Raw genomic sequence first — 23,132 nt, 5'->3', positions numbered from 1 at the left:
CGTTCCTGTGGTGCGAGGTGCCGGGCCGGCCACGCTGGATGCCCGGGTGGCGTGATTGTGCCTCATGGCCGGGACGCTGCCCACACCCCGTTCGCTGAGCAAAACGAGCAGAAGCCCGCCTTACGCAACCATCGCGAGATAGCTCGGAAACGTCGACGTCATACGTGGCTGCCTCTAGCGTCTGCCTTCCTAGATCTGAGAGGCCCCGGGAATTCTCCCGAGGGGGCTCCCGAGAGGGCTCCCGAGGCAGTCGAGGAAATCCGAGAAACAGAAAGGAAGCGGCCCCACATGGCTTCGCGAAATGATGTCGCGACGAGCCCGGGCGCCGGTGCGGCGGACCAAGCGAACGCGCGCATCGAGATCTCCGGACTCACCAAGCGATTCCTGACACCTGCCGGAGAGGTATTCACAGCGCTGCAAGGCGTTTCGTTCACCGTGGAGCCGGGCCAGTTCTGCGCCGTGGTGGGCCCCACCGGCTGCGGCAAGTCGACCACGCTGGGCCTGGTGTCCGGTCTCGACCGGCCCAGCGAAGGCTCCGTCAAGGTCGGTGGCCGCGAGGTGGACGGCATCACCGACGGCGTCAGCTTCATGTTCCAGACCGACGCGCTCCTGCCGTGGAAGACCGTTCTCGGCAACGTGCTGATGGGCCCCGTCTTCCGTGGGGTGCCCAAGCAGCAGGCACAGGCTTCGGCGCGTGACTGGCTGCGCCGGGTCGGCCTCACCGGATTCGAGGACCGTTACCCCCACCAGCTGTCAGGCGGTATGCGCAAGCGCGTGGCGATGGCCGCGGCCCTGATCAACGAACCCAAGATCCTGATCATGGACGAGCCGTTCGGCGCCCTCGACGTGCAGACCAAGGCGATCATGTCGACCGAGCTGCTGAGCCTGTGGGAGCAGATCCGCCCCACCGTCCTTTTCATCACCCACGATCTGGACGAGGCGGTGGCACTGGCCGATCGGGTGGTCGTGATGACGTCCAGCCCCGGCTCGGTCAAGGAGGTCTTCGACATCGACCTGCCCCGCCCGCGCGGCTCGGTCCAGGAGATCCGCTTCCAGCCCCGTTTCATCGAACTCCAGCACCAGATCTGGGACACGTTGCGCGAAGAGGTGGAGCGCGCCTACGCACTCACCGCAGGAGGCAAGGAATGAGTACGACGTCCACCGTTTCGGCGGTGCCCGCGGCCGATGGCGGCAAGGGTCCGGTCGTGAGTGACGCGCAGCGGGCCGCGCGGCGTCGTGTCGCCCGGGTGTGGGCGGGCCGTATCGGTCTCGCGGCCTTCGTGATCGGCGGCTGGCAGGCGTTCACCAGCTGGGGCATTGTCGACCCGTTCTTCTTCGGTCAGCCGTCGGGCATCTGGCAACGGCTGATCGATCTCTTCCAGCACGGCACCCAGTTCGGCTCCTTCTACCAGAACATCTGGACGACCATCCAGGAGGCGCTCGCCGGCTTCGCCGTGGGTTCTCTCACCGGGATCGTGTTCGGTGTCGCGCTCGGGCAGAGCCGCTACCTCTCCGACGTGCTCGGTCCCTACATCAAGATGGTCAACGCGATCCCGCGCATCGTTCTCGGCTCGATCTTCATCGTCGCCTTCGGTATCGGTGTCACCCCGAAGATCCTGCTGGCCGCTGTACTGGTGTTCTTCATCGTCTTCTTCAACGCTTACCAGGGCGTCCGCGAGGTCGACCGCAACGTTCTCGCCAACGTCAAGGTGCTCGGCGCCTCCCGGATGCAGACCACCCGGCACGTCATCCTGCCCTCGGCACTGACGTGGATCATCGCCAGCCTGCACAGTGCCTTCGGCTTCGCCATCGTCGGCGCGCTCGTCGGCGAGGTGCTCGGTGCGCAGAGCGGGCTCGGTCTGGTCATCAAGACCGCGCAGAACAACTTCGACCCCAACGGCGTGTTCGCCACGATGCTCGTCATCGCGGTGATCGTGCTCGGCGCGGAGTGGCTGATCGGCAAGCTCGAACACCGGCTGCTGTCCTGGCGCCCGCCGGCCCCGTCCGAGGCGAACGCTCTCTGACTCCCGTCTGTCCCCTCTTCACCACCCTTCCCGTGTTTCCGAAAGGTGCAGGCCCCGCCATGCTCAAGAGAACCCTCACCGCAGCGATCATCACCGTCCTTGCCCTCGGCACCGCGACCGCGTGTTCCAGCAACTCCGGCAAATCCAGCGCCAGCAACGCCGGTTCCGGCGGCACCCCGACCGTCAAGCTCATGGTCGGCGGCATCGACAAGCAGATCTACCTGCCCTACGAACTCGCCGAGAACCTCGGCTTCTACAAGAAGTACGGCGTCAAGGTCGAGCTGAGCACCGAGCAGAACGGCGGTGTCGGAGCCGAGGAGGCCATGGCCTCGGGCCAGGTGGACATGGCCGGCGCCTGGTACAACCACACGATCGAGTTCCAGGCGAAAGGCAAGGCGGTCGAGGACGTCGTCCAGTTGTCGGGGGCGCCCGGCGAGCGGGAGATGTGTACCAAGAAGAGCGGCGTGAAATCGGCTGCCGACTTCAAGGGCAAGACACTCGGCGTCACCGACCTGGGCTCGGGCACGGACACCCTCACCCAGTTCATGGCGGCGGCGAAGGGCGTCAAGACCAACCAGTTCCACCGGCTCGCGGTCGGTGCTGGCTCCACGGCCGTCGCCGCGCTGCAGAACGGCAAGGCCGACTGCGTCATGACGACGCAGCCGACGGTCGCCGCGATCGAGAAGAAGGGGGTCGGCACCTCTGCCGTCGACCTGGCCACCACGGACGGCGCCAAGTCGGCGCTCGGAGGGGCGTTCCCTGGCGCGAGCGTGCTCGCCCGCACCGACTGGGTGAACTCGCACAAGGACTCGGTGCAGAGGGTCGTCGACGCGCTCGTGGCCACCATGCACTGGATCAACAAGCACAGCGCTGCCCAGATCGCCGACAAGCTGCCGGCGTCGTACGTACAGAACCAGCTGGTCACCAAGGCCGACTACATAAAGGCGCTGGACGAGGACAAGGGCCAGTTCCTGCCGGACGGGATCATGCCGGCGGGAGGCCCGAAGACCTCTCTGGCCACCGAGAAACTGGTCGGGACCGTCACCACGTCAGTGGACTTCAGTAAGACGTTCACCAACGAGTTCGCGCTCAACGCCAACAAGAAGGAGGGCTTCACCACCACCACGGCCCCGGCCGGTGCCGACGGCTGACCCAACCGCGCTCACGGTGCCGCCCGGGCGAACGAAGCCCGGGCGGCAAGCGCCTGTTGCAGGGCGCTTCAGCTGAGTTGTGCCTCAGCGAAAGGCGGCGACCCAGTCGTTGAAGGGGCTCGGAGCGCGGCCGGGTGAGATCAGTTGCGGAGCTCGCCGCTGTAGAAGTGCCGATGGTCGCCGTGGTGGCCGGCCGAGAGGGGACAGCGCCGTAGGCCTTCGGGCTGCCGGATGAGGCAGATGCACGTCGATCGATTCGGCGCGGTGGATCAGTGCCTTGATGAAAGTCTGCTGGAGCTGGATCCGCCCCAGGTCGCTGCCGTCGCCGACGGCGTGCCTGGTCCGCACGAGCGCCAGGGCCTGTTCACCCTTGAGGGTGTGCTTGCCGGCTCTCAGGGACAGGTGACTGCCGGCGTCCTTGATGGCCCGGTGGGTGCTGATGTCGACACCACCGAGCTCGTCGACGAACTTCTTGAAGCCCTTGAAGTCGACCTCGAGATAGTGGTCCATGCGGACGCCCGACATCTTCTCCACCGTCTTCACGGTGCAGGCGGGACCGCCCACTTGGTACGCCGCGTTGCGTCGGCTGAGGGCGCGTGCCCTTCGTCTCCGCTGTGGTGCGGCATGGGCGCTGCCCTCCGTTCGAGGGTTTGAGGTGTGCCGTGGATCAGTTACGGCGTGTGGTGACGACGGCTCAGTACGCGGAGTTGACGTTGTCGATGGAGCCGTAGCGGTCGGCGGCGTAGTTGGCGGCCGCGGTGATGTTGGCGACCGGGTCCGTCAGGCTCTGGGAGGTGCCGGCGACGTGGTAGGCGTTGAAGGTCGGCTGGATGACCTGGAGCAGGCCCTTGGACGGGGTGCCCTTGACCGCGTTCACGTCAGTGCCGTTCACGGCGTTCGGGTTGCCGGAGGACTCACGCATGATGTTGCGGTGCAGACCCTCGTAGGAGCCGGGGATGCCCTTGGCCTTCATGATCGCGAGGGCCTGATTGATCCAGGCGTCGACCTTGTTCCCGTCGGTGCCCTTCTGGGCCGACACCGAGTGAGCTGCCTTCGGCGCCGCGGCGGGCTCGGCGGCCTGCGCGGGGGACGGGGCGAAGGTCAGTGCGGCGCCCGCGAGACCGGCGGCGGCCAGGACCGTGACGGTGGTGCGCTTGAAGCGGGTGGGGCGGGCGACAGCGGCGATCGGGGTGGAGAAGGTCATACGGGATCTACCTCTTCATGCTCGGGGGACATCGTGCGGCGCTGGGCCGGTGCGGTGGCACCTGGAGCGGAATGGGATCCGCGTCCTGACCCGGGGGCGGAGCGAGCGACTTCGCTCGTGCTCCGACCCGCTCTCCGGGACGACAGCCATAGTTAGCGATGCCCGAGAGGGGGCGCAAGGATGTGACGTACTACCCCACTACGGAGGAATGTCCGAAATGACCGAATAGAGCGTTTCCCGTGGGCCTCTGAAAGCCCCCACCGGCTACTACCATCTTTAGTATGTGATCTGGCTCCTATGGGGTGCTTCACAGGCCCGGCCCCCTCCGCGTTACCCACGTCACGCGTTCAGCCCGGTTCAGAGGTGAGGATCATGCCCTCGGAGGGCGACTTCCTTACAGGCTCTGACAAAAGCTGTTGATCATGCGACTGTCGGCTTGTCGGGTCGTTGGTCTGTTCACGGAGAAACGTCAGTCGCGGCCGAGGTTCGTGTCGGACGAACTGTGGTCGCTCATCGAACCGTCGCCTGTCCCCGAGCACCGACTAGTGTCTCGTGATTCCGTCAGCGTTACTTGATCTTGTGTGGCAGGGTCTCTTGGTGTGGAGCTCTCCGTGGAACAGGCCGCCGAGTTGCGGGAGTTGGTGAACAGTCGGGACGTTCCTGCGGACATAGCAACGCGGGGCCGGATCGTGCTGTGGTCGAGTGAGGGGCGTCGGCGCAAGGACATTGCCGAGCTGCTCGGGGTGTCGCTGCCGACCGTGGACCGCTGGAAGATCCGCTATGTCGAGCAGGGCCTGGCCGGGCTGGAAGGTGAGCGTCCCGGCGGCCCACGGGAACAGGTGCCGGCGCGGGTGCGGGCCCGGGTGATTGCGCTGACGCGCATGACGCCGCCGGACGGCACGGGGCTTTCGCACTGGTCCACACGGGAGTTGGCGAAGTACCTGGAGCGGACCGAGAACCTCACCGTGTCCTGGCACTACATCGCGCGCGTCTGGCGGGAGGAAAGCCTGAAGCCGCACCGGTTGGGCACCTTCAAGATTTCCAAAGACCCTGCGTTCGCGGAGAAAGTGGCCGATGTGATCGGCCTGTATCTGGCACCGCCGGGCGGCGCGGTAGTCCTCTCGATCGACGAGAAGACGCAGATCCAGGCTCTGGACCGAACCCAGCCGGTACTGCCGGTCTCCTTCGCCGCGAGCGAGCAGCGCACCGCCGACTACGTCCGGCACGGCACCACGAACCTGTTCGCCGCCCTGAACGTGACCACCGGCGAAGTGCTCGGCGAGTGCAAGCCGACCCGGAACGGCAAGGACTTCCTGGCCTTCTTGAAGAAGGCGGTGAAACCGCACGCCGGGAAGGACATCCACGTCGTCCTGGACAACCTCTCGACGCACACCACACCCGAGGTCAAGGAGTGGCTGGTCAAGAACCCGCACGTCCACTTCCATTTCACTCCCGTCGGCTCCTCGTGGCTGAACCAGATCGAGATCTGGTTCGGAATCCTGACCCGGCAATCCATCCGCCGCGGCACGTTCTCCAGCGTCAACGTCCTGATCAAACAGATCCGCGACTACATCAACTCCTGGAACACGACGGCGAAACCGTTCACCTGGACCGCGACCTCCAGCGAGGTCCTCGGGAAGGTCCGACTCGCCGCGACCAACGTGAGGAAACTCGTCAATAACAACTCGAACTGACATGAACAGGATCACGAGACACTAGCTACCAAGGACCGGCCCGCGACCCAACCCGAAGGCTTCTTGGACCACATTCGATTCCCCGAAGTCCACGACCTGCTCCACGCCTACGCCTCAGCCGGATACGTCTTCACGGACACACCGCAAGCGGCGGGCGACGCCCTCCAGTCCTACATCCGCCAGGCCGTCCGCACCCCCGGCCTGCTGGACACCGTCATCGCCGAGATCGACGACCTGCTGACCGTCGACCTCGTCAGCGACGAGATCGCTGACGAGGTCGACACCCTCCCCCACATCAAGCCGTCCGCCGATCGCACCGTCGAGCAGTGCCTTGCCCTTGCCCGGGACCATCTCGACCGGATCCGGCGCGGCGGTGACTACGAGCATGCGGAGAATCCCCGCACGGACCGGGAGTGGGCCAAGCCGTTCCCCGAACTCCAGGCGCTACTGGGCGGGTACTTCCATCAGGACTTCTCGCGGTTCTACGCATGCCATCGAGCGGCCCTGGACGACTACCTCGACGCCAACGGCCCGGAGACGATCGGCGAGGCAGCCAAGGAAATCGGCTCGTTCCTCACCTCAGTCGAGGACGACAGCGAACTTGACCAGGCGGCACAGATCCTGGGACTCCAGGTCTACCCGCCGGAGGATGTCCCGCTGCGCCGCTGGCTCCAAGACATCCAGGGCACCCCTCAGCACCACCCGCGTTCGCAGCCAATTCGAATCTCGTATTCTCCGCCACGGCTGACCAGCCGAAACGGAGGCTCCGACCGCACAGCGGCCGTAGCCTCCATCGTTCGCCGGTTGCAGTTCCCGGCTACCGCCCATTGAGGTCGGCCCGGCACACGTTGCAGTACATGGCGGCGTTCTGTCCGTAGCGCCGCATCAGTTGGCCGCAGCCGGCGCACAGCCCGAGCTCCCACGGCGGGCATCCCAGCGCGGCGGAAGCGGCAGCGCGCTCTACGGTGGTGATCCGCATCGGATCGAGGGAGCGCTGGACCGGCATGCGGGGAAGCGCGAAGCCGCCGGCCGGCTGGTCGAGATCCCGGATGGGCCGGCCGTCGCTGACGAACCAGCCCTCCTCCCCGGCTCGGCAGGTGCGGTCGATCTCCCGCTCGGCGAAGGTGATCACGTCGTCCTCGTCCTCGGCCGGGGCCGTAGGGAGAGGCGTCTTCTCCCCGATGAGTTCCTGCCACAGCGCGCGGTCGTCGGCCGAGACCCACATGTGCCGGCCGGCGCGGCCGTTTCCTCGGTTGGGCACGTAGACCGGGACGCTCTCGCCCGTAGCGCTCTGCAGGACCAGATCCTCGATGTGGACGGCCTCCCGCTGCGGGAGGCACAGGGCGGGCACGAACCAGTCCGCGTGAATCGCCCCACAGTGACCGGCGCCTTCGCTGACGAGTCAGTGACGCTCGCCGCTCGGTACGCACTTCCAGACCTCGAGGTCCCGATAGCCGCCGCGGATCACCATCTCGGGTCGTGACGGAAGCCCTGACGCCATTTGGCGAACGGTCGCCGAGCTCCGTGTCCGGCCGGCAGTGTGGGCGCCCTCGACTCCAGGGCCCGGGTACTCGCGGCGGGCCCCGGAATGAGGTCACATCACAGTGTCGGTCTGAAGCGGCCCCGCGGTGATGCGGAGCGTCCGGACACGGACCGGCTCTTCCCGGTCGAGGTAGAAGATGTGCATGAACGGGGCTCGCACCACCTGGTCCGGGCTGCTCTTCTTGGCCATCGTCGCCTCGCCGCGCAGCAGGCGGACGCCGTCGCCCGCGGCCCAGAACTCCAGGACCTCGTGCTTGATGATCAGCGGCTCGTCGATCTTGACGAAGAACGCCTTGATGGCATCGGCACCCTGAATGCGCTCGGTACCGAAGAACATCTCGGTGCCCTCGGTCAGCGGCGCGAAGCCCTCGCCGAACTCCAGGGTGTCGATGGCATCCATGAACTTAAGGACCCAGCCGGGCACGGCCGTCGCTTGTGCGTTGTTTTCCATGGCGATGGACTCCCGGTCAGACCGTGGCGGGCAGGGCGGCAAGGAAGGTATCGATCTCGGCATTGACGCCATCGGGGTTCTCCCGGGCGGCGAGGTGGGCGGTGTGCTGGAGCACCCGGAAGGTGCTGCCCTCGATGGCGTCCGCCATTTTCCGCACCACGTGCACAGGGAACTGGCTGTCCTCCTCGCCGGCGATGATCAGGACGGGCACGTTCCTGATGGTGTTCAGGCGGCAATGCTCGTCCATGCGGCCTATGAGGATGCTGCGCAGCGCCCACGCCACCGACTTCGGGTCGTCCCGCAACACGAACTTGGTGAACTCCGTGAATTCCGGGTTAGTGGCCTCGGCAGTAGGCCCGGCGAAGGCGGCGCGGGCGGCCTTGGCGGCCAGCGGCGGCATCTTCGCGTGCAGCGAGAGGAACGCGGACAGTGCGGTGACCCAGACACTCTCGACCGTCGTAGGCGGGGAGGCGGTGCAGTTGATGCCGATCGCCGCCGCGGTCCGCTGCGGATAGTGGGCCGGGAAGACCCCGGCGAGCATGCCGCCCCAACTGTTGCCCACCAGAATGCACTCGTCGATGCCGAGCGCGTCGAGGATCTCGACGAGCGCGTCGGAGCAGTCCTTGAGATCAATGATCTTGCGCAGCGCGTCGGACTTGCCGTGTCCGGGGCTGTCGATGAGCACTACGCGGTGGGTCGGGGCGAAGTGCTCGTACTGGTACTGCCACATGGTGCCGTCCATCATCAGGCTCGGCCAGCACACCATGGCGGGGCCGCCGGAACGGCCGCCGACGCGCACGTTGATCAGGCCCAGTGAGGTGGGGATCAGCTTCTCGGTAACCCCTTCGAGCCAGTTCGTGGTCATGATCAGTCCCTTCCGTGGCCAAGGAGACGTTCAGTCACTCGTAGCGTAACGCTACTAGTTCCAAAACGCTACTACCCTTGGTCGCCTTCGGATCGAGGTGATCAGCGGGGCCCCGAACCGTCGTCGCCCGGTGTCGCGGGAGCCGACCCCCTCCCGCGGCCGGCACCGCCTCCCTCGGCGGACACCGGCCGCAGAGCAGAGGCCTCGACCGGCTGATGGCAGCTGCTGCACGCGAGGTACGGATTGGTCGGGTTGCCGCACGTCGTGTGCATCAGCGGGTGGTGCGTGATGTCGGTATCGGTCGCATGGGTTTCGGCCCAACGCGTGACGGCCGCAATGGCGGGGACGACGAGTTCGCGGGCGCTGTCGGTGAGCGCGTACTCGTACCACGGTTTGTCGGAGCGGTAGGCGCGCTTGGTGAGCAGGCCCAGCTCGGTCAGGCTGTTGAGCCGCGCGGTGAGGATGTTCGCCGAGATACCCAGGGCTCGCTTGAGTTCGCCGAAGCGGCCAACGCCGAAGAACACCTCCCGCAGGATCTGGTAGTTCCAGCGTTCGGAAATCGCGGCCAGGAACTCCTGGCCATGCTGGAAGGCGACGTGGCCCTCATGGTCGGACACGGCTTCTCCTCTCCGGTGACCCCGGTAGTGGTTCCAAATCGAAAGTAGTCCCGCAATATTACTAGCCAGGAAGCGGGTAAAGCAGGCCGGAGGCGCACCATCAGGGCGCACTCGTCAGGCCCCAGCAGTCGGCGACGTCTCCGTGGGACTCATGGCCCATTCGACGGCAGCCACCACTTCTTCGCCCGCGGGCTCCAGGAGGTGGCCGTACCGGTCGACCGTGGTGGTGATGGACTCATGCCCGAGCCTCGATCCCTGCTGGCCTGGTGCGGGTTAGGTGTTCGCCGCACCGACGCCACAGCACCCGTGACAACCACTGATGCCGATAGCCGTACGAGGATCTCGCCCCTCAGGAAGGGGCCTGCCTCCGGGCCAACAACCACCCCTCACGTTCAGTGAGTTCTCGTCGACACACGCGGTTCGATCAGTTCGACCTCGCTGCGGCCAGCCTTCAAGATTTCTTCGAGGGGCTTTCACTGCAGATCAGCGGCCAGCTTTGGCGGCTGGTCGAAGGGCAAGCCGGGTGAGGATTCGGTTCGTCAGAGGGTCGGCGAGCAGCGCGCCGGCCGCGCCGCGGTCGCAGTCCCGGGGCCACACCAGCCACTCGGGGTCATCGAGCTCGCGCGACAAGGCCACACGCAGGCATTCTGGCGGATCAGGAAGCTCGCCTCGCCAACCCTGCAACGCTCGGCTGGCGCCACTTGAAGCGAGCCCGCACACGTGACCAGCGCTCCGCGAGAGCCGATACTGCCGGAAGTAAGCGGTTGGGAGCGCCGGTCTGCAACTACACGCCCACCTGATACTCCGTTAGTAAAGTCAGCAGCAGGTCAGCATCAGCCCCGCCAGGACCCGCTTCCAGCCGCCACGGACCGCCAAGATCGAAAACCTTCCAAACCTGCTTTGACCAGAGAAAACACTGGTCAAAGGCTCAGACGTTACCCACACTTGGAGGCACCCATGAAGATGCTCATCAACGTGGCCGAGACGGTGGTCGCCGACGCGTTGCGGGGAATGGCCGCGGCTCATCCGGAGCTGGTCGTCGATGTCGAGAACCGGGTGATCGCGCGCCGGGACGCCCCCGTCGAGGGGAAGGTCGCGATCGTCTCCGGCGGTGGGTCGGGGCACGAGCCGCTGCACGGGGGGTTCGTGGGGCACGGGATGCTGTCGGCCGCCTGTCCGGGCGAGGTGTTCACGTCGCCGGTGCCCGACCAGATGGTGCGGGCCGCGGCCGCCGTGGACAGCGGCGCCGGGGTGCTCTTCGTGGTGAAGAACTACACGGGTGACGTGCTCAACTTCGACATGGCCGCGGAACTCGCCGAGGACGAGGGGATCCAGGTCGCCAAGGTCCTCGTCAACGACGACGTGGCCGTCACCGACAGTCTGTACACCGCGGGCCGGCGCGGCACGGGCGCGACCCTGTTCGTCGAGAAGATCGCGGGCGCGGCGGCCGAGGAGGGGCAGCCGCTGGAGCGCGTGGAGGCGATCGCCCGTCAGGTCAACGCGAACGCGCGGAGTTTCGGTGTGGCCCTGAGCGCGTGCGCCACGCCCGCCAAGGGCAGCCCGACCTTCGATCTGCCGCCCGGCGAACTGGAGTTGGGCGTCGGTATCCACGGTGAGCCGGGCCGCGAGCGGCGCGCCATGATGACCTCCGGCGAGATCGCCGACTTCTCCGTGGACGCCGTCCTCGAGGACCTTCAGCCGACCGACCCGGTACTCGTCCTCGTCAACGGCATGGGCGCGACCCCGCTGCTGGAGCTCTACGGGTTCAACGCCGAGGTCCAGCGCGTGCTCAGCGGGCGCGGCGTGCCGGTGGCCCGCACTCTCGTCGGGAACTACGTCACCTCGCTCGACATGGCCGGTGCCTCCGTCACCCTGTGCCAGGTCGACGAGGAGCTGCTGCGCCTGTGGGACGCGCCCGTCAGCACGGCGGGCCTGCGCTGGGGCATGTGAGGCAGCCCATCGTCCGAACCATCACCACCACGCAAGGAGATGACGTGCTCGACGCCGATTTCTTCCGACGCTGGCTCACCGCGGCCACCGCGGCCGTCGACCGGGAGGCGGCCCGGCTCACCGAACTCGACTCGCCGATCGGTGACGCCGACCACGGCAGCAATCTGCAGCGCGGCTTCGTCGCCGTGAGCGCCGTCCTGGAGAAGGAGTCACCGGCCACCCCCGGCGGTGTCCTCACCCTCGCCGGGCGCCAGTTGATCTCGACCGTGGGCGGCGCGTCGGGCCCGCTGTACGGGACGCTCCTGCGCCGTACGGGCAAGGCGCTCGGGGACGCCCCCGAGGTCAGCGAGGCGGAACTCGCCGCGGCGCTGCGGACCGGGGTGGACGCGGTCATGACGCTGGGCGGTGCCGCGCCGGGCGACAAGACCATGATCGACGCGTTGGTGCCCGCGGTCGACGCGCTCGGCACCTCCTTCGACGCGGCCGCCACCGCCGCCGAACAGGGCGCGCTCGCGACGACACCGATGCAGGCGCGCAAGGGGCGGGCGAGCTATCTGGGCGAGCGCAGCATCGGGCATCAGGACCCGGGCGCCACGTCGTCGGCGCTGCTCATCGGGGCGCTGGCCGAGGCGGCCCGCGATGAGTGATCCCGCGAACGTGGGCAGCGGTCAGGAGAAGCTCGTCGGGATCGTCCTCGTGTCGCACAGCCGCGCCGTCGCCGAGTCGGTGGCGGAACTGGCGAAGGCGCTCGCGGGCGGCGGTGCGGTCGTCCCCCTGGCGCCGGCGGGCGGTACCGAGGGCGGCGGGCTCGGCACCAGCGCCGAGCTGATCTGCGGCGCCGCGCGGTCGGTGGACCGGGGTGCGGGCATCGCCCTACTCGCCGATCTGGGCAGCGCGGTCCTCACGGTGAAGGCGCTGCTCGCGGAGGGCGACGAACTCCCGGACGGGGCGCGCCTGGTGGACGCCCCGTTCGTCGAGGGTGCCGTGGCCGCCGTCGTCACGGCGTCGGCGGGGGCGGATCTGGACGCGGTCGAGGCGGCTGCCGTCGAGGCGTACACGTACCGGAAGGTGTGAGGGCCCGGGGCGGCGGCTCACCCGTCGCCCCGGCGCGCCGCGTGGATCCGTCGCCCCAACCCAGCTTGTTTCTGGCTCAGTTGACGGACAGGAACTTCTTCGCCTGCGCCTCGCCCAGCGCCACCGCGGCCCCGTGGCTCTCGATGGGCCGCACAGTGGTGTTCTTGAACAGGATGTAGGTGACCTCGCCGGCGGCGCCGCCCTGTACGGGATCCGGGTTGATACCGAGGTTCACCGCGGTGGCGTACGAGGCCTCGCCGATGACGTCGTTCGGTCCTGTGTCGCCGACGACGGCGTACTGGATCTTGTCCCGGTAGATGATCGCGGCCACTGTTCCGCCGCGGATGCCGTGGGACGCGGGGGTCCATATGGGGCTCGCGCCGGGGACGACAACGTACGGGAGGCTCTCCGCGCCGAGAGCTGAGCCGTGGGAGTCCTGGTAGGCGGTGGTGCTCATGAACAGCGGGTCGGTGCGCGTGTTGCAGTGGACTCCCGGGCGGCCGTCGCAGTCGATGTCCATGTCGGCCTTCCAGTACACGGCGTCACCCTTGCCGCAGACCGGTATGTTCGCGGGCGCCTGTTCGTCGCTGCGGTAGCGGCCGCGTGAGATCTGCGCGCACCCTTTCACCTTGCCCAGCAGGTCCGCGGCCATCACGGAGCCTTCCTGGGCTCCCCCGGCCCGGCGCGGTGCGCGCTCGCGGGCGTCCGGCGTGTGGGCGAGCGCGGGGGGCGCAGGGACGAGCAGGGCGGCACTGCAGACAGCGGCCAGGACCGGCGGGCGCGTGCGCGTCACGAAGGAAGATATGAGGGGAATGCTACGTATGTTCACAAAAACCCAATCTGGGCGCACCTGAGCGCGTAGTCCACTCCTCGGGGGCCGGACGGGAACCGACGCGCGCGACACCACCTCTTGATGTGACCCCGTCACTCATGACATACAGGTCTGTACCAATGCTTCCGAGTGGAAGGCCTGCCGTGCGACGCATCCCCGGACGCGCCCCGCTGGCGTACACGACCTGCGCCGCCGCGCTCCTGTTCGCCACCTCGTGCGGCCTGCTCGACAACGACACCCGGCAGGGGCCCTCCCTCACGGCCCCCGCCGGAGTCACGGCGCAGGCGGGCAGCGCCACCTCCGTCCACGTCATGTGGAGCCGACCCGAGGGAGCCGCCGAGGTCACGGGCTACACGGTGTACCGGGGCGCCACCAAGGTGAAGGAGGTGCCGGGCGAACAGCACATGGTCGACGTCGTAGGGCTGCACCCGCGCTCCGCCTACACCTTCTCCGTTCGGGCCGAGGACACCGACGGCGCACTCGGACCGCTCAGTCCGAAGGTGGCCGTCACGACACCGGCCGCCGTGGCCGAGGACCGGTCGGCCCCGACCCGGCCGGGAGCGCTGCGCGGCCGGGCGGACGGCGGCCGGGCGGCTTCGCTGTCGTGGGGCGCGTCGAAGGACGACAAGGGCGTCGTCTCGTACGACATCTACCAAGGTGCATCGAAGATCCACAGCGTCGGCGGGGGCGAGACCCGGGCGCTGATCACCGGGCTGCGGCCGGGCACCACCTACTCGTTCACCGTGAAGGCGCGCGACGCCGCCGACAACACCTCCCCCGCGGGCCCGGCCCTCAGGCTCACCACCGCGAAGGGCTCCGACGAGGGCCCCGGCACCGCCCCCACCGACTTCCGCGCCACGTCCCGCCAGGACGGCGGCGCGTACTACATCGACCTGTCGTGGACGCCGCCGCGCACGGGCGGCACCGTGCCCGCGTACCGCATCTACCTCGACGGCCGCCAGGCCACCACGCTCGTCTGGGGCGACGCCCCGCCCAAGGGCACGGCGCGGAACAGTTTCTACGTGGGCAAGGAGGGCGGCGTCCGGCACCGGGTGCGGATCCGGGCCCAGCTGCCCGACGGGACGTGGGGCGCCTACTCCACCGAACGGAGCGTCGCCACCGGGTCCTGAGCAGGGCCCTCCGGGCCGGACGGCCACCGGGCCCGGCGGGCCGGACGATGGAACCTGTCACTTGCCCGGCTCCCGTCCGCTTGCGCCCGGCCCGGCCCACACGTTGGCTCTGGAAGGACTACGAGACCGCGACGTACGCCGTGGGCGGAGTCCGCCCGGGACGCGCCCTTGTCCGCTCCCCTCCGGGCGTCCTACCGTCTCCGGAGCCGCGCGGGAGCGGCCGCACCACCTACGCATCCGCCTTGGGGGCAGCGTGAGTTCGGGGCCGGTCGGTGTCGCCGTCGTCGGGGCGGGCGTCATCAGCAAGGAGTATCTGCGGACACTGTCCGCCTTTCCCGATCTGCGGGTGGTGGGGGTCGCCGACCTCGACGCGGGCCGCGCCACGGCCGTCGCGCGCGAGCACGGCGTACCGGTCGCCGGCGACGTGGCGACGGTGCTCGCCGTTCCAGAGGTCGAGCTCGTCGTGAACCTCACCGTGCCGGCCGCCCACGTGCAGGTCGCGACGCAGGCGCTGCGGGCCGGGAAGCACGTGTACGGCGAGAAGCCGATCGCCCTGGCCCCCGGCGAGGCCGAGAAGGTGCTCGCCCAGGCGGCGGAGCGGGGGCTTCTTGTGGGGAACGCGCCGGACACGTTCCTCGGCGCGGGGCTCCAGTCGGCGCTGCGGGCCGTCGGGGCGGGGCACATCGGTGAGCCGGTGGCGGCGACGACGGCGGTGCAGGGTCTTGGGCCGGAGCGCTGGCACCCCGATCCGGCGTTCTTCTACCAGCCGGGCGCGGGACCGCTGTTCGACCTGGGGCCGTACTACCTGACGGCGCTGGTGGCGCTGTTCGGCGGAGTATCGCGTGTGGCGGCCTCGGCGGCACGCGCGCGCGAGGAGCGCGTCGTCGGGTCGGGGCCCAAGGCGGGGCAGGTGTTCCCGGTGGTGGTGCCGACGCATGTGTCGGCGCTCGTCGAGTTCGCGTCGGGGGTGCGGGCGACGTCGGTGTTCAGCTTCGACTCGGCGGTGCCGCGTATCCAGTTCGAGGTCACCGGCACGGAGGGCGTCCTCGCGGTGCCGGACCCCAACACCTTCCGCGGGCCGCTGAAGGTGCGGGCCAACGGGGCGGACGACTGGCGCGACCTGCCGGTCGCGGGGCGCGTCGACGGGCGCGGGCTCGGCGTGCTCGACCTGGCGCGGGCGATCCGCCGGGGCGGTGCACCACGTGCGTCGGGAGCACTGGCCCTGCACGTCCTGCAGACGATGACGGCGATCACGCACTCGGCCGAACACGCCGAGTTCACCCGGATCGCCACCTGCCCGACGCCACCCCCGCCCGTGCCGGCGGACTGGGACCCGGAGGCGGCGACCGTAGGCTAGGACGGGTCGAGGCCGAGTTCCTCCAGGGTCTCTTCGAGCCAGCGCGCCCAGAAGGTCTCCAGGTCGATGCCCGCGCGCAGCACGACGTGTTGCAGGCGGTTCTCTACGGAGTCGAGGCCGGGCGGGAAGTCGCGCTTCTCGATCTCCTCGTACTCCGCCAACTGCCGCCGGTGCAGGTCGAGATGGCGGCGCAGGTCGGCCTCGATGCCGTCGGTGCCGACGACGGCGGCGGCGCGCAGGCGCAGGAGCAGCGGGTCGCGCAGCGGTTTGGGGTCCTGGCTCGCGGCGGTCCAGCGGGCCAGTTCGGCGCGGCCCTCGGGCAGGACCTCGTACTCCTTCTTCTGGCCGCGCGCGGGCGTCGGCGCGGGCAGGGCCCTGATGTACCCCTCGCGTTCCAGGCGGCCCAGCTCGCGGTAGATCTGCTGGTGCGTGGCCGACCAGAAGTAGCCGATCGACTTGTCGAAGCGGCGCGTCAGTTCGAGGCCCGACGACGGCTTCTCCAGGAGGGCCGTGAGGATCGCGTGCGGGAGTGACATGGCTGCACCTTATGCGGAGGCGGTCACGTGGCCGGCGGGCCCGGCCACGTGACCGCCGGTCTCACAGCGCCGCGGCCAGCTCGGTGCCCTGGCGGATGGCGCGCTTGGCGTCCAGCTCGGCGGCCACGTCGGCGCCGCCGATCAGGTGCGCCTCGCGGCCGGCGGCGAGCAGGTCGTCGTACAGACCGCGGGCCGGGTCCTGGCCGGTGCACAGGACGACGGTGTCGACGGGGATGACGGTGGAGTTACCGTCGACGGTGACGTGCAGGCCCGCGTCGTCGATGCGGTCGTAGGTGGCGCCCGCGACCATGGTGACTCCGCGGTGGCGCAGTTCGGTGCGGTGGATCCAGCCGGTGGTCTTGCCGAGTCCGGCGCCGACCTTCGTGGTCTTGCGCTGGAGGAGGTGGACGGAGCGCGGCGGCACCGGGCGCTCGGGCTTCGCGAGGCCGCCGCGGCCCTGGTAGTCCATGTCGACGCCCCACTGCCGGAAGTACGTGGCCGGGTCCTGGCTCGCCTTGTCCCCGCTGTCGGTGAGGTACTCGGCGACGTCGAAGCCGATGCCGCCCGCGCCGACGATCGCGACGCGCTCCCCGACGGGCGCGCCGTCGCGCAGGACGTCGAGGTAGCCGACGACGCTGGGGTGGTCGAGCCCCGCGATCTCCGGGGTGCGGGGGGTGACGCCGGTGGCGACGACCACCTCGTCGTACGCGTCCGGGGTGAGGTCGGCGGCGGTGACGGGGGTGTTCAGCCGGACGTCCACGCCGTGCAGTTCGAGCTGCGCGCGGTAGTAGCGGAGGGTCTCGTCGAACTCCTCCTTGCCGGGGACCTTGCGGGCGACGTTGAGCTGGCCACCGACCTCGGACGCGGCGTCGAAGAGGGTGACGGCGTGGCCGCGCTCGGCGGCGGAGACCGCGCAGGCAAGGCCGGCGGGGCCCGCTCCGACGACGGCGACACGCTTGCGCAGGCGGGTGGGCGCGAGGACGAGTTCGGTCTCGTGGCAGGCGCGCGGGTTGACGAGGCAGGAGGTGATCTTGCCGCTGAACGTGTGGTCCAGGCAGGCCTGGTTGCAGCCGATGCAGGTGTTGATCGTTTCCGAGCGCTCGGCCTGGGCCTTGGCCACGAAGTCCGGGTCGGCGAGCAGGGGCCGCGCGAGGGACACCATGTCGGCGCAGCCGTCGGCGAGCAACTCCTCGGCGATCTCGGGGGTGTTGATGCGGTTCGTGGTGACGAGCGGGATGGAGACCTCGCCCATGACCTTCTTGGTGACGAAGGTGTACGCGCCGCGCGGCACGGACGTAGCGATGGTCGGGATGCGGGCCTCGTGCCAGCCGATGCCGGTGTTGATGATGGTGGCGCCGGCGGCCTCGATCTCCTTGGCGAGCTGCACGACCTCTTCGAGGGTGGAGCCGCCGGGCACGAGGTCGATCATCGAGAGCCGGTAGATGAGGATGAAGTCCGTGCCGACGCGCTCGCGGACGCGGCGGACGATCTCGACGGGGAAGCGGATGCGGTTCTCGTACGAGCCGCCCCAGCGGTCGGTGCGCCGGTTCGTGGCGGCGACGATGAACTCGTTGATGAGGTAGCCCTCGGAGCCCATGATCTCCACGCCGTCGTAGCCCGCCCGCCGGGCGAGTTCGGCGGCGCGCGCGAAGTCCTCGACGGTCTGCTCGACCTCGGCGTCGGTGAGTTCGTGCGGCGGGAAGGGACTGATCGGCGCCTGGAGCGGGCTCGGGGCGACGAGGTCCTCGTGGTAGGCGTAGCGGCCGAAGTGGAGGATCTGCATCGCGATCTTCCCGCCCGCCGCGTGCACCGCGTCGGTGACCTGGCGGTGCTCGTCGGCCTCCGCCTCGGTGGTCAGCTTCGCGCCGCCGGCCCAGGGGCGTCCGGCCTCGTTGGGGGCGATGCCGCCGGTGACCATGAGGCCGACACCGCCGCGGGCGCGGGTGGCGTAGAACTCCGCCATGCGCGCGAAGCCGTTCTCCGCCTCCTCGAGTCCCACGTGCATGGAGCCCATCAGGACCCGGTTGGGCAGCGTGGTGAATCCGAGGTCGAGCGGGGTGAACAGGTGCGGGTATCGGCTCATGGTGGCCCTCCGTGCGCGGCGAACGTCGTCACAGTTGTAGACGACGACACCGCGCTTTTGCAACAAGTTGCATAAGAGAGCTGCGCCACGCCGCACAGCGCCGCCGCGCCACGCCGCCGGGGCGGGTCGCGGCGCGGCCGGGCGGCCGGTCAGTCCGCGGCGACCTCGGCCACCCACCCGTACGGCAGCTCCTCGCCGTCGACCGTCACGGCCTCGACGGAGCGGGTGAGCGGGTCGATCTCCACCTGCACCCCTTCGCCCTCGAAGCGCGGATAGCCGGACTCCCCGGACGACCCCGTGGCCTCGACGGGCACCACGCGCAGGGGGTTGCCGTGCACGGGGTGACCGTCCTTGTCGGCGAGTTGGGGCTTGACCAGGACCGTGTAACGGGCGGGCACATCACTGAGGTCGCTCATGCTCAGGAGGCTAGCTCCGGGCACGGGAACGCGCCTGCCCGCGGCGCGCACCCGCCCTCGGTTGTAGAATGCAACGAGCAGCGGGAGAGGACAGCACGTGACAGACCGAGAGACGGCCGTCGAGACCATTCAGCGCGAGATGACGTCGTTCGCGCGGCGTGCCAGAGCGATGGCCGGACGAATGCACCCCGAGCTGTCGCTCGTGTCGTACACCCTGCTCAGCCACCTGGACGAGAAGGGCGGCTGCCGGGCGACGGACCTCGCCACGCACTACGCCCTCGACAAGTCGACGGTGAGCCGGCAGGTGTCCGCGCTGGAGCGGGCCGGGCTCGTGATGCGCCGGGTGGACCCGGACGACCACCGCGTCCAGGTCCTCCATCCGACCGAGGCGGGCGCCGACATCCTCGCCCAGGTCACCGTCAGCCGCCGTCAGGCGTTCCGGGAGCGGGTGGCGGACTGGCCCGAAGAGGATCTCGTCCGCTTCGCGGACTATCTGCTGCGCTACAACGCGCAGGTCCAGGACGACGCCTGAGCCGCCCCGGACACCCGGCGCGTCAGCGGGCGGCGGCGTGGTCGAACTCCGGGACCCGGGCCGCCATGAACTTCGTGGTGCGCCGCAGCCGGAAGCCCAGTGACTCGTAGAGCCGGATGGCGTTCGTGTTACGCGCCGCCGTGTGCAGGAACGGGGTCTCGCCGCGCTCCTTGATGCCCGCCGCCACGGCCAGGACGAGGCGGGCCGCGAGCCCCTGGCCGCGATGGTCCGGGTCGGTGCAGACGGCGCTGATCTCCGTCCAGCCCGGCGGGTGGAGCCGCTCCCCCGCCATCGCCACGAGCGCGCCCTGCCGGCGGATCCCGAGATAGGTGCCGAGTTCGACGGTGCGGGGCAGGAACGGCCCCGGCTGGGTGCGCGCGACGAGGTCCAGCATCTCGGGCACGTCGGCCGCGCCGAGCGGCACGGCCTCCGCGTCCGGCGCCGCTGCCACGCCGTCGTCGACGAGTTGCACCCCGTCCATGCTCATCGTGAGTTCCCAGCCCTCGGGCGGCGCCGTGCGCATCCCGGGCAGCGGGACGGTCTCGCCCGGCCCGGCGAGCGCCGCGAGATCCGCCCAGTCCCCGGGGCCCGGCTCGTCCGGCAGCGCGAGCCACGGCGACACCTCGAGGGGGTACCGCACGACCCGGCCCCGCCGTTCGGCGAAGTGTGCGTGCGGGCCGGTGAGGGAGGCGTACGCGGGGTTGTCGAGCGGGTGCGGGTGGGCGGTGGCGGCGGCCGGGACGGACATACGGCGGGCTCCCAGGAGACGGCGGTGGGCGTGCGGGCGGTGGAGCGGCCGTGCCGACCATGGCCGCCCTCTGATGAAAGCCCATGTCACCGCGGTCTCATTCCCCCACCGGAGCAATGTTCACGAGCCCGCAACGATGCGCGCGGCGCGCAGGACGTTGCCCACGCGTGATCCTTCTTGACATGCTGGCCCGATGCCCTCCGTACCCCTGAGTGACCGCGTCGAGGAACTGCTCGCGGGCGAGCACCCGTTGCCGGTCGTGGAGGCGGGCGACCCCGTGCTCCGGTCCCGCGCGCAGACCTACGACGGTCAGCTCGCGCCCGCGCTCCTGGAGCGTCTGATCACCGCGATGCGCGCGTCGATGCACGCCGCTCCGGGCGTCGGGCTCGCCGCACCGCAGATCGGCGTCCCGCTGCGGATCGCCGTCATCGAGGACGCGGCCGAGGTCCCCGAGGAGCTACGGGTGGCGCGCGGCCGGGTGCCGCAGCCGTTCCGTGTTCTGGTCAACCCGTCGTACGTGCCCCTGGGGGCGCACCGTGCCGCGTTCTTCGAGGGCTGCCTGAGCGTGCCCGGCCTGCAGGCCGTGGTCTCCCGGCACCAGCGGGTGCGGCTGCGGGGTCTCGACGAGCGGGGCCGCACCCTGGACGAGGAGTTCACGGGGTGGCCCGCCCGGATCGTGCAGCACGAGACGGACCATCTGCACGGAACGCTCTATCTCGACCGGGCGGAGTTGCGCTCGCTGTCCACCCGGAACGCGATGGCCGAGCGCTGGACGCAGCCCACCGCGGAGCTGGCCGCGGGCGCGCTCGGCTTCTCGCTTCCCTGAGAGCCCGTGCTCCGTGAGAGCCCGTGCCCCTTGAGAGAGAGCCCGTGTCCCTGAGGGCCCGTGCGCCCTCCCGTCAGGTGAGGTCGGGCATGTCGCCCTGGGTCGTGCTCAGGTCGATCACCGAGAACGCGGCGCCCTGCGGGTCCGTCACCGCCGCGAAGCGGCCGAACGGGGTGTCCATCGGGCCGTAGTGGAGCTTTCCGCCGAGCCTGGTCACCGTGGCGACCGCCGCGTCGCAGTCGTCGACCGCGAAGTAGACGTTGACGTACGACGGGACCTGCGGCGGGAAGTCCTCGGTCATCTTGAAGCGGCCGAGCTGGGGCTGTCCGTCGAGCTGCCAGATGTTGAAGTCGACGCTCTCGTCGGCCATCTTCCGGACCTCGTACGGGAAAACGGCCTCGAAGAACCCGTCCGTCTTTGCGGTGTCACGCGTGGTCACCTCGGCCCAGGCGTACGAACCGGGCTCGCCCACCTTCTCGAACCCGTCGTGCGTACCCGGCTGCCAGAGGCTGAAGAAGACGCCGGCCGGGTCCTGGACGGTGACCATCGAGCCGAAGTCGCGGACCTCCATGGGCTCCATCATCAGGGTGCCGCCGGCCTCCTTGACGCGGCCCGCCGTGGCTTTGATGTCGGGCGTGGCCAGGTACAGGTTCCAGGCCGGCGGGGTGCCCTCCATGCCCGGCATCTGCGGCACAAGCGCCCCGACCCGCTTTCCGTCCGACTTCGCCTGCGTGTAGTTGCCGAACTCCTCCTGGCCCTCCTCGAACGTCCAGCCGAGAAGCTCGCCGTAGAAGCGCTTGGCGCCCTCCAGGTCGGGGAACATGGCGTCGGCCCAGATGGGCGCGCCCTCCGGTCGTGCGGCCATGGCGCGAACCCTTCTTCCGAGTGATGGTGGTTCCGGGGGTGGGACGGTCCGGGCAACGATGTGTGGTTCAGCCCGTTTCCCACCGATTCACGCTAGTCGCGTACAGGCCGCCGCGCGATACCGAACTCTGTTCGCACAAGCCTTACGGAGCCATGACGTATCGGCGCGGAGAGCCGTCGCGGCGCCCTGTGCCGCATAGCGTGGGCGGCATGCGTGTACTGGTCACCGGCGGTGCCGGGTTCATCGGGTCCGCGGTCGTGGACACTCTCTCCGCACGAGGCCATGAGGTCGTCGTGCTCGACGTCCGGCCGCCCGGCCCGGACGAACGCCGGCCCTGGGTCGTCGCCGACGTACGCGACCCCGCCGCCGTGGAGTCGGCCCTCGCCGGCGTCGACGCGGTGTGTCATCAGGCGGCGAAGGTAGGACTCGGCAAGGACTTCGCCGACGCGCCCGACTACGTCTCCCGCAACGACCTCGGCACGGCCGTGCTGCTCGCCGCGATGGCCTCGGCGGGGGTACGGGATCTGGTGCTCGCCGGGTCGATGGTCGTGTACGGGGAGGGGCGGTACGAGTGCGGGCGCCACGGAGTGGTGCGCCCGGGACCGCGTGCCGAGGCCGACCTGCGGGCGGGCCGCTTCGAGCCCGGGTGCCCGCGGTGCGGCGATGCGCTGGGCCCCGGCCTCGTCGGCGAGGACGCCCCCACGGACCCGCGCAACGTGTACGCCACGACGAAGCTCGCCCAGGAACATCTGGCGTCCGCCTGGGCGCGGGCCACCGGGGGCCGCGCGGTGTCGCTGCGCTACCACAACGTGTACGGGCCGGGGATGCCGCGCGACACCCCGTACGCGGGCGTCGCGTCGTTCTTCCGGTCGGCGCTGGCCCGGGGCGAGGCCCCGCGCGTCTTCGAGGACGGCCGCCAGCGGCGGGACTTCGTGCACGTTCACGACGTGGCCGCGGCGAACGCGCTCGCCCTCGAGGCCATGGGCGACCGGCCCTCCGACGCGTGCGTCGCGTACAACACGGGCAGCGGGGACCCGCACACGGTGGGCGAGATGGCCCACGCACTCGCCGCCGCGTACGGCGGGCCGATGCCCGTCGTGACGGGCGAGTACCGGCTCGGCGACGTACGGCACATCACGGCGGACCCGGCCCGGCTCAGGGCGGAGCTCGGGTGGCGCGCCGAGGTGGGGTTCGAGGAGGGGATGACGGAGTTCGCCAAGGCGGAGCTGGGGTGA

General features: G+C 69.7%; 24 protein-coding genes and 1 pseudogene. 13 read left to right on the top strand and 12 right to left on the bottom strand.

Features of this window, described 5'->3' with window-relative positions; all coding sequences use genetic code 11:
• The first annotated feature begins 288 nt into the window (after positions 1-288).
• The 3 genes from OG456_RS33750 to OG456_RS33740 are packed head-to-tail and all read left to right on the top strand — an operon-like array spanning position 289 to position 3,175.
• Positions 289-1,149 carry an ABC transporter ATP-binding protein gene (locus tag OG456_RS33750; protein ID WP_266567724.1) on the top strand — a complete coding sequence of 287 codons (861 nt, stop codon included), beginning with the start codon at positions 289-291 and terminating at the stop codon, positions 1,147-1,149.
• On the top strand, positions 1,146-2,024 hold the full coding sequence (locus tag OG456_RS33745; RefSeq protein ID WP_266567722.1) for an ABC transporter permease: 879 nt from the start codon (positions 1,146-1,148) through the stop codon (positions 2,022-2,024). Before OG456_RS33750 ends, OG456_RS33745 begins: the two co-directional genes overlap by 4 nt.
• A 59-nt stretch (positions 2,025-2,083) precedes the next feature.
• Positions 2,084-3,175, top strand: a complete 1,092-nt coding sequence (locus tag OG456_RS33740) for an ABC transporter substrate-binding protein (RefSeq protein WP_266567720.1) — start codon at positions 2,084-2,086, stop codon at positions 3,173-3,175.
• Positions 3,176-3,418: 243 nt separating this feature from the next.
• On the opposite strand, the pseudogene OG456_RS33735 reads toward OG456_RS33740, so the two are convergent.
• Positions 3,419-3,754 (bottom strand): annotated as a pseudogene (locus OG456_RS33735) (LCP family protein); the annotation flags it as partial.
• 115 nt (positions 3,755-3,869) lie between these two features.
• A complete protein-coding gene (locus OG456_RS33730; RefSeq protein ID WP_266567718.1) occupies positions 3,870-4,379 on the bottom strand; it encodes a transglycosylase SLT domain-containing protein in 510 nt (169 codons plus the stop codon).
• 611 nt (positions 4,380-4,990) lie between these two features.
• Between OG456_RS33730 and OG456_RS33725 the strand changes: the two genes are divergently transcribed.
• Both OG456_RS33725 and OG456_RS33720 read left to right on the top strand, forming a co-directional pair.
• Complete coding sequence (locus OG456_RS33725) at positions 4,991-6,073, top strand: IS630 family transposase (protein ID WP_266567716.1); 1,083 nt, start codon at positions 4,991-4,993, stop codon at positions 6,071-6,073.
• Between the two features lie 63 nt (positions 6,074-6,136).
• On the top strand, positions 6,137-6,904 hold the full coding sequence (locus OG456_RS33720) for a contact-dependent growth inhibition system immunity protein (RefSeq protein ID WP_266567714.1): 768 nt from the start codon (positions 6,137-6,139) through the stop codon (positions 6,902-6,904).
• On the opposite strand, the gene OG456_RS33715 is transcribed toward OG456_RS33720, so the two are convergent.
• From OG456_RS33715 to OG456_RS33700, 4 genes are all read right to left on the bottom strand, one after another.
• On the bottom strand, positions 6,891-7,424 hold the full coding sequence (locus OG456_RS33715) for a hypothetical protein (RefSeq protein WP_266567712.1): 534 nt from the start codon (positions 7,422-7,424) through the stop codon (positions 6,891-6,893). The two genes, OG456_RS33720 and OG456_RS33715, sit on opposite strands and share 14 nt — an antisense overlap.
• A gap of 243 nt (positions 7,425-7,667) precedes the next feature.
• Entirely contained in the window at positions 7,668-8,066 is a 399-nt protein-coding gene (locus OG456_RS33710) for a nuclear transport factor 2 family protein (RefSeq protein ID WP_266567710.1), read from the bottom strand.
• Between the two features lie 16 nt (positions 8,067-8,082).
• Positions 8,083-8,931 carry an alpha/beta fold hydrolase gene (locus OG456_RS33705; protein WP_266567708.1) on the bottom strand — a complete coding sequence of 283 codons (849 nt, stop codon included), beginning with the start codon at positions 8,929-8,931 and terminating at the stop codon, positions 8,083-8,085.
• A 101-nt stretch (positions 8,932-9,032) separates the two neighbouring features.
• A complete protein-coding gene (locus tag OG456_RS33700) occupies positions 9,033-9,548 on the bottom strand; it encodes a helix-turn-helix domain-containing protein (RefSeq protein WP_266567706.1) in 516 nt (171 codons plus the stop codon).
• A gap of 957 nt (positions 9,549-10,505) precedes the next feature.
• Between OG456_RS33700 and dhaK the strand changes: the two genes are divergently transcribed.
• Genes dhaK through OG456_RS33685 form a run of 3 tightly spaced genes read left to right on the top strand, consistent with a single transcriptional unit; the run spans position 10,506 to position 12,572 of the window.
• Complete coding sequence (gene dhaK / locus OG456_RS33695) at positions 10,506-11,498, top strand: dihydroxyacetone kinase subunit DhaK (RefSeq protein WP_266567704.1); 993 nt, start codon at positions 10,506-10,508, stop codon at positions 11,496-11,498.
• Between the two features lie 44 nt (positions 11,499-11,542).
• On the top strand, positions 11,543-12,145 hold the full coding sequence (gene dhaL, locus OG456_RS33690; protein WP_266567702.1) for a dihydroxyacetone kinase subunit DhaL: 603 nt from the start codon (positions 11,543-11,545) through the stop codon (positions 12,143-12,145).
• Positions 12,138-12,572 carry a PTS-dependent dihydroxyacetone kinase phosphotransferase subunit DhaM gene (locus OG456_RS33685; protein WP_266567700.1) on the top strand — a complete coding sequence of 145 codons (435 nt, stop codon included), beginning with the start codon at positions 12,138-12,140 and terminating at the stop codon, positions 12,570-12,572. Before dhaL ends, OG456_RS33685 begins: the two co-directional genes overlap by 8 nt.
• A 76-nt stretch (positions 12,573-12,648) precedes the next feature.
• Here OG456_RS33685 and OG456_RS33680 read toward each other — a convergent pair whose 3' ends face one another.
• A complete protein-coding gene (locus tag OG456_RS33680; protein WP_266567698.1) occupies positions 12,649-13,365 on the bottom strand; it encodes a glycoside hydrolase family 75 protein in 717 nt (238 codons plus the stop codon).
• 182 nt (positions 13,366-13,547) lie between these two features.
• Between OG456_RS33680 and OG456_RS33675 the strand changes: the two genes are divergently transcribed.
• On the top strand, positions 13,548-14,534 hold the full coding sequence (locus OG456_RS33675) for a fibronectin type III domain-containing protein (protein ID WP_266567696.1): 987 nt from the start codon (positions 13,548-13,550) through the stop codon (positions 14,532-14,534).
• A 253-nt stretch (positions 14,535-14,787) separates the two neighbouring features.
• On the top strand, positions 14,788-15,891 hold the full coding sequence (locus OG456_RS33670; protein ID WP_266567694.1) for a Gfo/Idh/MocA family protein: 1,104 nt from the start codon (positions 14,788-14,790) through the stop codon (positions 15,889-15,891).
• On the opposite strand, the gene OG456_RS33665 is transcribed toward OG456_RS33670, so the two are convergent.
• The 3 genes from OG456_RS33665 to OG456_RS33655 all read right to left on the bottom strand — a co-directional run bounded on the left by OG456_RS33665 (position 15,888) and on the right by OG456_RS33655 (position 18,926).
• Positions 15,888-16,427 (bottom strand): PadR family transcriptional regulator, encoded by a 540-nt coding sequence (locus OG456_RS33665; RefSeq protein ID WP_266567692.1) that lies wholly within the window; start codon positions 16,425-16,427, stop codon positions 15,888-15,890. The two genes, OG456_RS33670 and OG456_RS33665, sit on opposite strands and share 4 nt — an antisense overlap.
• 61 nt (positions 16,428-16,488) lie before the next feature.
• On the bottom strand, positions 16,489-18,510 hold the full coding sequence (locus tag OG456_RS33660; protein WP_266567690.1) for an NADPH-dependent 2,4-dienoyl-CoA reductase: 2,022 nt from the start codon (positions 18,508-18,510) through the stop codon (positions 16,489-16,491).
• A gap of 149 nt (positions 18,511-18,659) precedes the next feature.
• Positions 18,660-18,926: a hypothetical protein gene (locus OG456_RS33655; RefSeq protein ID WP_266567688.1), complete on the bottom strand. Its 267-nt coding sequence runs from the start codon at positions 18,924-18,926 to the stop codon at positions 18,660-18,662.
• A 97-nt stretch (positions 18,927-19,023) separates the two neighbouring features.
• Here OG456_RS33655 and OG456_RS33650 point away from each other — a divergent pair, with 97 nt between their 5' ends.
• Positions 19,024-19,458, top strand: a complete 435-nt coding sequence (locus OG456_RS33650; RefSeq protein WP_266567686.1) for a MarR family winged helix-turn-helix transcriptional regulator — start codon at positions 19,024-19,026, stop codon at positions 19,456-19,458.
• Between the two features lie 22 nt (positions 19,459-19,480).
• Here the strand turns inward: OG456_RS33650 and OG456_RS33645 are convergent, their stop codons facing one another.
• Entirely contained in the window at positions 19,481-20,206 is a 726-nt protein-coding gene (locus tag OG456_RS33645; protein ID WP_266567684.1) for a GNAT family N-acetyltransferase, read from the bottom strand.
• A 193-nt stretch (positions 20,207-20,399) separates the two neighbouring features.
• Between OG456_RS33645 and OG456_RS33640 the strand changes: the two genes are divergently transcribed.
• A complete protein-coding gene (locus tag OG456_RS33640; RefSeq protein ID WP_266567682.1) occupies positions 20,400-21,032 on the top strand; it encodes a peptide deformylase in 633 nt (210 codons plus the stop codon).
• 73 nt (positions 21,033-21,105) lie between these two features.
• Here the strand turns inward: OG456_RS33640 and OG456_RS33635 are convergent, their stop codons facing one another.
• Complete coding sequence (locus OG456_RS33635; protein ID WP_266567680.1) at positions 21,106-21,897, bottom strand: VOC family protein; 792 nt, start codon at positions 21,895-21,897, stop codon at positions 21,106-21,108.
• 209 nt (positions 21,898-22,106) lie between these two features.
• On the opposite strand from OG456_RS33635, the gene OG456_RS33630 reads away from it, so the two are divergent.
• Positions 22,107-23,132 carry an NAD(P)-dependent oxidoreductase gene (locus tag OG456_RS33630; protein WP_266567678.1) on the top strand — a complete coding sequence of 342 codons (1,026 nt, stop codon included), beginning with the start codon at positions 22,107-22,109 and terminating at the stop codon, positions 23,130-23,132.

The organism is Streptomyces sp. NBC_01446 (assembly GCF_026340095.1).
Classification (GTDB): Bacteria; Actinomycetota; Actinomycetes; order Streptomycetales; family Streptomycetaceae; genus Streptomyces; species Streptomyces aureus.
Note: the sequence above shows the minus strand (reverse complement) of the source record. Positions and strands in the feature narration are given on the sequence as shown.